8 protein-coding genes are annotated in these 12,693 nt (G+C 44.0%); 3 read left to right on the forward strand and 5 right to left on the reverse strand.

The features are described from left to right. Positions 1-37: 37 nt before the first annotated feature. Both FM038_RS16235 and FM038_RS16240 read right to left on the reverse strand, forming a co-directional pair. Positions 38-943 carry a DUF6268 family outer membrane beta-barrel protein gene (locus tag FM038_RS16235; protein ID WP_142874385.1) on the reverse strand — a complete coding sequence of 302 codons (906 nt, stop codon included), beginning with the start codon at positions 941-943 and terminating at the stop codon, positions 38-40. A 100-nt stretch (positions 944-1,043) separates the two neighbouring features. After that, positions 1,044-1,676, reverse strand: a complete 633-nt coding sequence (locus tag FM038_RS16240; protein WP_142874386.1) for a TetR/AcrR family transcriptional regulator — start codon at positions 1,674-1,676, stop codon at positions 1,044-1,046. Between the two features lie 145 nt (positions 1,677-1,821). Here FM038_RS16240 and FM038_RS16245 point away from each other — a divergent pair, with 145 nt between their 5' ends. The 3 genes from FM038_RS16245 (at position 1,822) to FM038_RS16255 (ending at position 8,309) form a co-directional block, all read left to right on the forward strand. After that, positions 1,822-2,952, forward strand: coding sequence for an efflux RND transporter periplasmic adaptor subunit (locus FM038_RS16245; protein ID WP_223292877.1), 1,131 nt, complete (start codon positions 1,822-1,824; stop codon positions 2,950-2,952). A gap of 5 nt (positions 2,953-2,957) precedes the next feature. Next, positions 2,958-6,047: an efflux RND transporter permease subunit gene (locus tag FM038_RS16250; protein ID WP_142874388.1), complete on the forward strand. Its 3,090-nt coding sequence runs from the start codon at positions 2,958-2,960 to the stop codon at positions 6,045-6,047. Between the two features lie 258 nt (positions 6,048-6,305). Then, positions 6,306-8,309: a methyl-accepting chemotaxis protein gene (locus FM038_RS16255; protein ID WP_142874389.1), complete on the forward strand. Its 2,004-nt coding sequence runs from the start codon at positions 6,306-6,308 to the stop codon at positions 8,307-8,309. 831 nt (positions 8,310-9,140) lie between these two features. Here FM038_RS16255 and cydX read toward each other — a convergent pair. Genes cydX through FM038_RS16270 form a run of 3 tightly spaced genes read right to left on the reverse strand, consistent with a single transcriptional unit; the run spans position 9,141 to position 11,983 of the window. Then, positions 9,141-9,257, reverse strand: a complete 117-nt coding sequence (gene cydX, locus FM038_RS16260; RefSeq protein ID WP_142874390.1) for a cytochrome bd-I oxidase subunit CydX — start codon at positions 9,255-9,257, stop codon at positions 9,141-9,143. A gap of 14 nt (positions 9,258-9,271) precedes the next feature. Then, positions 9,272-10,411, reverse strand: coding sequence for a cytochrome d ubiquinol oxidase subunit II (cydB, locus tag FM038_RS16265; RefSeq protein ID WP_142874391.1), 1,140 nt, complete (start codon positions 10,409-10,411; stop codon positions 9,272-9,274). Positions 10,412-10,426: 15 nt separating this feature from the next. Then, positions 10,427-11,983, reverse strand: a complete 1,557-nt coding sequence (locus FM038_RS16270) for a cytochrome ubiquinol oxidase subunit I (RefSeq protein WP_142874392.1) — start codon at positions 11,981-11,983, stop codon at positions 10,427-10,429. Between the last annotated feature and the right edge of the window lie 710 nt (positions 11,984-12,693).

Consider the following 12,693-nt stretch of genomic DNA (forward strand, 5'->3'; position numbering starts at 1 on the left):
GTTCTAAACGATTAGAACCCATTTTGTTAATTTGCTATCAAAACTTGTACTCAGCCGCTAAAGCGAACGCTACCTGATTATCGATTGTTTCAACTAATTCAGGCTCACTGAGCTCCATCTCACCATTGAAATAATAACCGGCGTAAGCATTCAGGTTAATCGAAGGGGTCACAGCCCAGCCAGTCCTGATAAAACTGATCCACTCGTCGACTTCCACTGTCGTATCTTCATCTTGAATAAGAAATCTTTGTGTCCGTTTAGATGTCCCCACACCAATATCAAAAGTAGGGCTGATCTTATAGGCCAACTCTAAGCCAGCTGGACCACTAAAGCCTGCTGAAAAAGGGTTACCTAAACGAAGTTTATCGGTAATCTGCCACCTTACGGCAAGATAAGGAACGGTACGAACATCTGAAATATCATTGAGATAAGCGACGCCAAACCCCAGCATATTGCCATCGTCAAAGCGATACATTCCCGTCGCGACCACACCATAACTCATCGCATCACTGCTTGAGACGCCGTCAACATCTGCATAGGCATATTGCAGCTTTGGCGCCATCATAAACATCCAATGTTTATCGGGTCTGTACATCACAGAAAGGCCTGCACTGTAACGTTTTAAGGCACTCCATGTATTAACGGAGCCATCAAACATAGGTTGCTTAACGTTTTGCCAATCATAATCGAGATCGGCATAACTCAAATCTAATCCTACCGACCACTGTCTATTTAACGGCTGTTTGATTTTTGCATCGAGTATCCAACTATCACGTTGAAGCGTCTGTTCCCCTGAGCCGACATTCGCTTCGCCAGTCATAATTTTAGAAGCGCTGATACTAAATGGAGAATATTGCTTGGGGCTTTGTTCGGCAGCTGCACACATTGGCGATAAAACAGATGCTAGGAAACACACCGAACACAGAAGAGGAGACTTAATCATGCTAATTCCTTTAGCAGTCGGCAATGAATGCCAACTTTACTAGTTTAAAGTCGAATTTATAGGTTTAAGGCGAATAAAGACAAACGGAGAATGTTAACTACTATTGGTTAGCTACACGGTAAGCTTTTAAGAACATAGTAATTGTTTCTTTAAGGTAACTAGGCCTGCCTGCAACGAGATCTTCTACACCTAAGCCCAATTCAAGCTTGAGTCGCATCTCACCAAACATCATTAAACAGAGACGAACAGCACTGTTACGACCACTGTCAAAGCGATAAATCCCAAGTTTTTCAACTCTCTCTAAATAATCTGACAGTAGTTCTAAAAGATGTTGTGGACCCGCATTAAAAAACATTTTCGATATTTCAGGATGCGTTTCAGCCTGTGCAACACAGGTTGTAAATACGGTGATCGCCTCTGGACTGACAATTAACTCACCAAAATATTCTGCAAAGCAGTGAAGTGCAGCTTCGGGCTCACTTGGATCACTAAACACATCATCGGTTAAACGATTGACCACACACTTAGATTCAATAGAAGCGACAAATAATTCATCTTTACTGCCGAAATGTGAGTAGACAGTCTGTTTCGATACGCAAGCACGCTTTGCCACTTCATCCATACTGGTGTTGGGAAAGCCCTGTCCGCAAAACAGCTCGATAGCCGCTTCTAAGATTTGTAAACGTTTTTGCTCGCTACGACTTAAATTAGCACTTGGTGTCACTAAGTTCATATACAACCCTCTATTAACAAGGTTCTTATAATTTAGACACATTTAATCACAAAGTAGACTAGACAGTCCAGTTCTTTCAAAATAGACTAGACAGTCTAGTTTTAACAGTTTTATCACTCTAGATTAACCAAGGATGCGGATCGGTATGGGTATTTTAACAGTTGCAGCAAGATCTAAAGGTTTAATGAGTGTCTTGCTTATTAGTTTATTGAGCGCTTGTCAGGGGGAAGTCACCAGCCACGCGACCCAGACAAGCGTACAGACAGTGACAACATCTTCACTCAATTTGTCACCCTCTTATCTGCATAGCCAGGAATTTACCGGCATCATCAGAGCAACCAACACGACAGGTGTTGGGTTTGAGCTCGCTGGTAAAATAAAGCAAATTGCCGTAGACAGTGGCAACTCAGTGAAAACAGGACAGTTATTAGCCCAATTAGATACTGCATTGCTAGAAGCCGAGCGCGCAGAGTTAAATGCCAGCGTATTACAGAACAGTGCAGATTTACAATTAGCGAGAAACACCTTAAAGCGAAGTATTGAGCTCAAGAAGCAAGGATATACTTCAGAGCAGCAATTAGATGAACTAAAAGGTCAACTCAATAGCTTACTTGCCGCGAAAAAACGACTCGAAGCTTCTCTGTCAGCGAACACATTGAGAATAGAAAAATCATCCCTAGTGGCGCCTTTCGATGGTGTGATTAGTAAAAGAAGTAGCAATTTAGGCGAAGTCATTAATGTCGGTAGCCCTGTGTTCACGTTGATTCAAGACAATGCACCTCAAGCCATTGTCGGTGTCCCCGTTGACATTGCAGAGCAATTTACCACTAAACAACAAATTTATCTTCGTGTCGCAAATAAACAGTACGCTGCATTTATTGAAGGCATAGGTGCAGAGGTTAACTCCATCACCCGCACAGTACCAGTGCGCTTATCACTCGCCGCAGATTCAAAGGTGATCAATGGTGAACTGGCCTATCTCACCTATGAAAAGCAGATATCACAGCCTGGTTATTGGGTACCGATTTCAGCCCTCACCGATGGCATTCGAGGCCCGTGGAACCTCTATGTACTCAGTAATGATGCGACGCAAGATAATCATGAAACATTTAATATTGAACGCCGGGATATTGAGATCCTCTATACCAAGAACGAAATGGCATTTATTCAAGGTGCCGTTCAAGCTAATGAGTCTTATATCGATCAAGGCTTGCAAAAGCTGGTTGTCGGTCAACGTGTTAAACCTGTAACTAATGCTGCAACTGCGGCGAGGTGATCTCGATGATTAAAGCCTTTGTTGAGAATGGACGCCTAGCAAGCTTATTTATTGCCTTACTCATTGTTGCAGGTTTGGGCGCGGTCTCCAGTTTGCCACGTATGGAGGACCCAGATATTACCAACCGTTTTGCCTCGGTGATCACTCCCTATCCCGGCGCCTCTGCCGAGCGAGTCGAAGCCTTAGTCACTGAAGTCTTAGAGAATGAACTTCGCCGACTTGAAGAGATAAAATTGGTTCAATCGACTTCCCGCCCAGGGATCTCGGTGATCCAACTCGAGCTAAAAGACAATGTGATGGATACCGATCCAGTATGGTCAAGAGCCCGAGATCTTGTCGCCGATGCAAAATCTCAGCTGCCCGTAGCCGCACGTAATGCCAAACTTGATGACCAAATTGGTTATGCCAATACGGCAATTCTCGGCATGGTTTGGACTGGCGGAGGTGAGATCCGCACCGACATGCTAAACCGCTACGCCAAAGAACTTCAGAGCCGACTCAGACTTCTCAGTGGTACCGATTTTGTTAAGCTCTACGGTGCGCCAATCGAAGAGGTGTTAGTCCAACTGGACGGTAACAAGGTTAACCAACTGCAACTGACGCCTGCCCTCATTGCCGATATTCTCAATAAAGCAGATACTAAAGTCTCTGCTGGTGAGATTAATAACAGCAATTTTAGAGCGCTGATAGAAGTTTCCGGTGAACTTGACTCCCTTTCAAGGATCCGTCAAGTTCCTCTAAAAATGGATCATCAGGGCCAAATCATCCGCTTAGGCGATATCGCCACCATCAGCAAACAGCCTAAAACCCCTGCGAACTCCATTGCACTGATTGAACAATCGCAAGGTGTGATGGTCGCAGCACGTATGTTAAATAATACCCGGGTTGATCTGTGGCTCGCTAAAGTGAGAGTCGAAGTTGAAGCACTACAAGCAAGTATTCCTGCGAATATCGAGATCCAATGGCTATTCGATCAAGAAAAATATACCAGTGATCGTCTCGGTGGTTTAGTCGGTAGTCTGCTGTTAGGTTTCATCATCATACTTGTGGTGTTAATGCTGACATTGGGACTTCGAAACGCACTTATCGTTTCGTTATCCTTACCACTTACCGCCCTGTTCACCTTGGCTTGTATGAAATATGTCGGCTTGCCTATACACCAAATGTCCGTCACTGGTTTAGTGGTCGCGCTAGGGATCATGGTCGATAACGCCATTGTTATCGTCGATGCTATCGCCCAACGACGACAACAAGGTCAGTCACGCGTTGCTGCTGTAACAGCTACACTCAAGCACCTCTGGCTGCCGCTAGCAGGCTCTACCATTACCACCATGCTAGCCTTTGCACCTATTGTGCTGATGCCCGGTGCTGCAGGTGAGTTTGTTGGTGGCATCGCTATTTCGGTGATGTTTGCCTTACTAGGCTCGTACCTAATCTCCCACACGTTAATCGCAGGTTTAGCGGGCAGATTTGGCGCCGATGGTACAGGTAACAAGTGGTATCAGCGAGGGATAGATCTGCCTCAAGTGAGTAAACTATTTAATGCCTCATTGGAGCACGCCCTTAAACGTCCGCTATTGTCAGCCTTATTAATAGGCATACTCCCCATAAGCGGTTTCATCGCTTCCGGCCAGATGACAGAGCAATTCTTCCCGCCATCAGATCGCGATATGTTCCAGATAGAGGTCTATATGCCCCCGCATGCCAGTGTAGAGAGTACACGAGTCTTAGTGGAACAAATGGATCAGCAGCTTAGGGATACAGCAGGAGTAACCCGTGTAGATTGGGTTATAGGCGGTAATACTCCCTCGTTTTATTACAACCTACTGCAACGTCAGCAAGGGGCCAGTAACTATGCTCAGGCAATGGTAAAAGTCGAAGACTTCGAAACAGCCAACCGTTTGCTCCCCCAACTTCAGCAAGCATTAGATTTAGCCAATCCACAAGCCCAGGTGCTAGTGAGAAAGCTTGAACAAGGCCCGCCTTTCAATGCCCCAGTGGAACTACGTGTCTTTGGCCCAAATCTCGATCAGCTTAGATTGATTGGTGATGAGATCAGACGAATTTTAAGTGAAACACCCGATGTTATTCATACCCGGGCAACCTTAAGTGCTGGCGCGCCAAAAGTGTGGTTCCAAATTAATGAGGATGCCAGCCTGATGAGCGGACTCAACTTGACCGAGATAGCCGAGCAGATCCAGATGGCCACAACGGGGATCAATGGCGGCAGTATTTTAGAGCAAACAGAATCATTGCCTGTGCGTGTTAGGTTACAAGACAGTACTCGTGAACAGCAATCGAAGCTCTCTGAGATAAATTTAGTCTCATCATCGGGTGCGGGCATTCCCTTGTCGGCGCTATCTAAGAGCGAGATCCAAGTCAGCCGCGGCGCTATTCCCCGCCGTGATGGCCAACGAGTCAATACGGTCGAGGCATACATAGTCAGTGGTGTGTTACCGCAGCAGGTATTAGATGACGCAAAAGTGAATATAGACGCGTTAGCACTTCCTGCTGGATACCATATCGAAATAGGCGGTGAGAGTGCTAAACGAAATGAGGCGGTGGGTAACTTACTGTCTAACTTAGTTTTAGTCGTCACCTTACTATTAGCAACTGTGGTGCTGTCCTTTAACTCGTTCAGGCTCACGGCGATTATTTTGTTTAGCGCCCTACAATCGGCTGGACTGGGGTTACTGGCTGTATACCTATTCGGTTACCCCTTCGGATTTACCGTGATAATTGGTTTACTTGGCCTAATGGGCTTAGCCATTAATGCTGCGATTGTTATCTTGGCTGAACTTGAGGAGCAAACCGATGCACGAGCAGGTAATATAAACACTATCGTCAAAGTCGTATCAGGCTGTGGACGACATATTGGATCCACGACCATCACCACAATCGGTGGTTTCTTACCATTGATCATCGCTGGCGGCGGCTTCTGGCCTCCATTCGCCATTGCTATTGCTGGCGGTACTTTACTGACCACTTTACTGTCTATGGTATGGGTGCCAACTATGTATAAACTCATCATGAGGCCCAAAAAAAATACTCAGCTTGATAACGACGCTAGTGAGTTAGCCATTGAAAGCCATTAATTAAACCATACCCATTGCGATAAGCCAGAAGGAGTCATTGCTGACTCCTTCTGGCTAGCTACATAAAATATGTGCCCTATCATTCAGAGAGCTCACCTTGTTACCATCGCTTTTACATCACTACCTTTGCCAATTCTCACCCCGCCATCAAAAAAACAACTTAAGTCACACTCTTTTAAGTCGCTTTTAGACCTATATCAATTCATTGATTGTTAATGTGAATTACATTAACCACATTAAAAAAAACATGGACCTCACATGAATTATAAAAACTGGCCTATCGCTAAACAGATAGGGACATTAGCCTTTATATTAACGGTAATTATATTCGGAGTGTTAAGCAGCATCTCTTATCTTAGTGCTGCCGACACCTTAAAAGATAAAGGTATCACCGCAATGCAAGCTCAAACTGAAGGTGCTGCCAAACTGATCGAGCTACAGTATTCCAGTTTATTAGCCTTAGCACGTCGCAATGCCGACATATTGCGCGTCATGTATCCGGGTCAATTTTATACCCCAGATAAAACAGTCAAAATATTTGGTAAAGCGACCCCAGCACTGGTACATGAAAAAGAACAGCTCAATGCAACTAAAAGTAAAGTCGATCGCTACTCAAACTTAACGGGTGGTAATGCCACCATTTTTGTACGTGACGGTGATGACTTTCTGCGGATCTCTACCTCTCTTAAAAAAGCCGATGGTAAACGTGCACTTGTTACCTACCTTGGAAAAAACCATCCAGGCTATAATGCATTAATCAAGGGTGAGGTTTATGAAGGTTATGCCAACTTATTTGGTAAAGATTACATGACGGTATATCGCCCTTTTACCGATCTTCAAGGTAAGGTCATTGGAATTTTATATATTGGTTTCGATATCACCGATTCTCTCACTCAGCTAAAGCAAACCATTACGCAACTAAGCATAGAAGAATCAGGTCATTTCATGCTGATACGTAGTAAAGAGCAGAGTATCATCGCTCATCCCAATTACCCCAGCGGAACCATTATCACCCCAGAGGTGTTACATGGTTTAACTTCAGATCAAGTATTAACAGACCAAGGTTCATGGCACTACCTTAATGAAAATCAACAACAAATGTATGCCTACAGTATCAATATTCCCGGATGGAATTGGGCGCTTATAGGGATAGCAAAAGTCAGTGAACTTAACGAAGAAAGTTTAAAACTGCTTAGTATTAATGCCGTGGTAGCCTTAGTCGGTATATTCTTGATCACTCTCTTACTTTCTATGGTGTTGATCAAAACATTAAAACCACTGCGCACCTTACAACAGCAACTCGACCTGCTCGGCAAAGGTGAATTATCACAAGAGTTCGCTAAGCCTAGCGTTAATAGTAACAATGAAGTCGATAAGATCACTATTAGTACTTCAAGAATGGCCGATGGATTAAGACAGCTCATATTAGCATTACAGACTTCGGTAAAGACCTTAGAATCACAAGCAGAAAACGCCCAAAAAATAGCTAGATTAAACGGTGAAGAAGCTCAATCATTGATGGCGCAAACAGATCAAATAGCTACCGCCATCGAAGAGATGTCAACATCAATAAGAGATGTTGCCAGTCACGCCAGTGAAGGGGCAGATAAGAGTCAACAAGTCGATGCTGCATCTCGCGAAGGCCATGAGCAGCTTAACTTAGTCGTTGAAGGGCTAGCAAAGCTGAGTCAACAGCTTAACGAAAGTCATGCAAGCGTTGAAGGCGTCACTAAAGAAAGCGAAGCTATCAGTCAGGTTACAGAGGTGATAAACGGTATTGCCGAACAGACCAATTTGCTTGCGCTCAACGCGGCAATTGAAGCTGCCAGAGCTGGAGAGCAAGGCAGAGGCTTTGCGGTTGTCGCCGATGAAGTACGCACACTGGCTCAGAGGACTCAAACATCAATCTCAGAGATAAGCCTTACCATTAATCAACTGCAGTCACAGGTAAAAATTACCGCAGAGCAGATGGGCCAAAGTCAACAACTCGGCATTGCATCCGCCACACAGGGCAAAGAAGCCAGTTGCCAACTTAATCAGATCACTAATAGCATCGGCGAGCTAGCCATTGCTTCTAGCAGTATCGCGAGTGCGACTGAACAGCAAAGTGCCGTCGCCGAAGAGATCACCCGCAACTTGCATCAAATCACTGAGCTTGCGCGAGATGGTGAGCAAAGAGCTGGCGAGACTGTCGATTCAGCCCAAGAGTTATCTACGATTGCAGCGGAAATTAAGCAACAAATAAGCATATTTAAAGCGTAAATAAGTAAAGCTCGAAAACAAGGTTCTAGGCCCGAAGCAAAAGTCTCTAGAAAACCACTTAGCAGGGAGAAAGGATTTACTTTCTCCCTTGCCTTTCTCATACCTCATACCTCCTAGCTCGTAGCTCCTAGCTCGTAGCTCGTAGCTCGTAGCTCGTAGCTCGTAGCTCGTAGCGATAGTAATCATCAATCAAATAGCCGATAAGATGATCTTACTTGAAGCGAACAAACCTTAAATCATTCAAACTGGATTCCGGCCACAAGCATGCCGGAATGACATGTACCTTAACCTTCTTAGCTCCACCTAGAGCCTTCTTAGCCTTATCTCGAACCTTCTTAGCCTTATCTCAAACCTTCTTAGCTCCACCTAGAGCCTTCTCAGCTCTACCTTGAACCTTCTCAGTCCTATCTCGAACCTTCTTAGCCTGACCTCGAACCTTCTTAGCTCTACCTTGAACCTTCTTAGCTCTACCTTGAACCTTCTCAGCCCTATCTCGAACCTTCTCAGCTTTATACTCGAGCCTTCTTAGCCCTACCTAGAACCTTCTTAGCCTTATCTCGAACCTTCTTAGCCTTATCTCAAACCTTCTTAGCCTTATCTCAAACCTTCTTAGCCTTATCTCAAACCTTCTTAGCCTTATCTCAAACCTTCTTAGCCTGACCTCGAACCTTCTTAGCCTTATCTCAAACCTTCTTAGCCTTACCTCGAACCTTCTTAGCCTGACCTCTAACCTTCTTAGCCTGACCTCTAACCTTCTTAGCCCCGATAAATAAAAAGCCCCACTCCTTTCTCAAGGGTGGGGCTTTTTGTATCGACTAGAGCGATAAATTATTAATCGTTCTTTTCAGCATCTCTGTCCATGTTTTCTGTATTTTCAAGCCATAACGCGTTGATAATACCGAACGAACACGCCAGCAAAACACCTAGTATCCAAGCAAAATACCACATACTTATGGCTCCTATTAGTAAAGTGACGTCTTATTATTTTCAATAAATTCGCGCGATAAACGACCGAACATCTTCATATAGGTATATATGGTATATGAGAGAACAATCGGAACAAAGATAATCGCAGCCCATGTCATTACAGTCAGAGACATTTTACTCGCAGTGGCATCCCACATGGTCAAACTCACGTTTGGCTCCAAAGAAGACGGCATGACGAATGGGAACATAGCGGCGCCACAAGTTAAGATCACGGCAGCAATCGCCAATGAGCTAAACAAGAAGGCGAAGCCTGAGCGGTTTAAGCGACTCGTCAGTAAAACAAGCAGTGGCATCACTAGCCCTATAATAGGGAACATCATAGTGAATGGATACTTATCATAGTTCGCCAACCAAGCACCAGACTCTATTGCAACCGTTTTAAGGGTTGGATCTGATATGCCATAAGTGTCGATAGTCGAAGTAATGACAAAACCATCAATACCATTGACTAACCAAACGCCAGCGGCACCAAATAGAACGAATAGCAGAGCCGCGAATAACTGACCGGCTTTAGCAGCACGAACTCTAAGCTCGCCTTCTGTCTTCATCTGTAACCAAGTAGCACCTTGCATCATAAACATGCTGACACACACAAGGCCAGCAAGCAGACCAAATGGATTCAACAGGCCGAAGAAGCCACCGTGATAAGTTGCACGTAAATACTCATCAAAGTTAAATGGAACACCTTGTAATAAGTTACCAAATGCAACACCGATAATTAGCGGTGGAACAAAACCGCCAACAAACAGTGCCCAATCCCACGCAGCTCGCCATCTTGGATCTTCAATCTTCGAACGGTAATCGAAACCTACCGGACGTAGGAACAAGGCGAACAATACCAACATCATCGCGACATAGAAGCCAGAGAATGAGACACCGTATACCATAGGCCAAGCGGCAAAGAGCGCGCCACCGGCAGTGATCAGCCATACCTGGTTACCATCCCAATGTGGGGCGATGGAGTTAATCATAATACGACGCTCGGTGTCATCTTTGCCTAAAATAGGTAAAAGTGCGCCGACCCCCATATCAAAACCATCCGTAACTGCAAATCCAATGAACAGCACACCTATGAGTGCCCACCAGATAAATCTTAATAATTCATAATCAAACATGATCAGATCTCCTGCTTAGGCATCTAAGTTTTCAAAGTGGTAACGGCCAGTCTTCATACAACTTGGTCCTTGACGAGCAAACTTAATCATCAAGTAAAGCTCAATGACGAGTAGCACGGTGTAGAACGCCGAAATAGAAATAATACTGAACCACAAGTCACTAACCGAAAGACTCGATGCGGACATAAAGGTAGGCAGCACTTCGGAAATAGTCCAAGGCTGACGTCCATATTCTGCAACGAACCAACCACACTCAATGGCAATCCATGGCAGTGGTAAGCTATAAAGCGCCGCTTTAAGAACCCAAGGTTTCTCTTCAATTTGATGACGTGTGCTCTGCCAGAAAGCGGCGGCAAACACAAACAACATAATGATGCCAGCTCCCACCATGGCACGGAAAGACCAGAACATAGGCGCTACGTTTGGAATAGAATCCTTAGCCGCTGCAATGATCTGTTCTTCAGTGGCATCGACAACCTTATCAGTATAACGCTTCAACAGTAGACCATAACCTAAGTCAACTTTTGCCTCTTCGAACGCCGCTCTTAGCTCAGGGGTTTCTTCACCAGAGCGAAGCCTCGTCAGCATCCCATAGGCTATCATACCGCTTCTGATACGCACTTCGTGTTCGGCAATTAAATCTTTAATCCCCGTGACTTCTTCATCCAGTGAGCGTGTCGCAATAATACCCATGGCATAAGGAATTTTTATAGCAAAGTCTGTTTCCATGGTTTCTTGATTCGGGAAACCAATCGCTGTAAATGCAGCTGGAGCTGGCTCAGTGTGCCACTCAGCTTCAATTGCAGCTAATTTAACACGCTGAACTTCACCGACTTTATAGCCTGATTCATCACCGAGTACGATAACAGATAGGATAGATGCCATACCAAAACTTGCAGCAATGGCGAATGAACGACGTGCAAACGGTAAGTCGCGCTTCTTCAAGATGTAGTAAGCACTGATCGACAATACGAACATGGCTCCAGCAACATAACCAGAAGCGACAGTATGAACAAACTTAACTTGAGCAACAGGGTTAAATAGCACTTCGCCCCAATTAGTCATCTCCATACGCATCGTTTCATAGTTAAATACTGAACCGACAGGGTTCTGCATCCAACCATTAGCAACCAAGATCCACAATGCAGACATGTTAGAACCAAGCGCTACTAACCAAGTGACAGCTAAATGCTGACGTTTGGTGAACCTGTCCCAACCAAAGAAGAACATACCCACTAAGGTGGACTCAAGGAAGAAGGCCATCAAACCTTCAATCGCCAATGGAGCACCAAAAATATCACCCACGTAATGTGAGAAATATGACCAGTTAGTGCCAAACTGGAACTCCATAGCTAGCCCGGTAGCAACACCTAAGGCAAAATTAATACCAAACAGCTTACCCCAAAACTTGGTCATATCTTTATAGATCTGTTTATCTGTCATCACATAAAGTGATTCCATGATAGCCAGCAAAAAAGCTAAACCTAAAGTTAAGGGAACAAACAAGAAGTGATACATAGCTGTCATCGCAAATTGAAAGCGCGACAGCTCAACAACCTCTTCTAAAATCATTAGTGACTCCTTAGGTGGTGCAACCATCGATTATGATTAGATCCCCATCAATCATTACCGATGCCTATTGAGGAATTTTATTTTTAGTGCATTTACACACTTATCAGTGGTAAAGCGGCTAAATATCGTATTTTTTACAAATTGACTAAGAGTCGCACAATAATGTGCCACTCCAATCAATTCCGTGACCAAGTTCACAACAAACCATTAATTTGTGATTAAAACTGAGAGCATTCATAAAACATTTGAAGCTAAATCTTTATTATCAAAAACTTAACGAAAACACAGACTCTTTCTCACCGTTAGTTTATACCATTCAAAATTGATTCAAATCAATCAAACACTCCGCTTAAAATGGGTTTTGTGGTTAAGGACACAGTTCAACACACGCTTAGGTTGACCCATCTAAAATACCATGTTAGGGGCGTTGTGGTGGTGGTGATAAACAAATATTTTTATTGGTTACAGTAATTATCAACTCAAAAGCCATACTTTTACAGCCAACAAGTTAAAAGCATCAATTTATTTACATGCTAAATAATTACCTATAATCATAAAATACAAATAAAACAATTACCTACAATAACCACCTGTATATCGATCGATGCAATTCAACTTAAACCCATTAATTTAACTAATGACAAAGAACAATTTTTCTCGTTTGATCATATTCATAAGGAAGCATAATATAGCTCCTGTGCTAAGGAGCA

Source organism: Shewanella eurypsychrophilus, from assembly GCF_007004545.3.
Classification (GTDB): domain Bacteria; phylum Pseudomonadota; class Gammaproteobacteria; order Enterobacterales; family Shewanellaceae; genus Shewanella; species Shewanella eurypsychrophilus.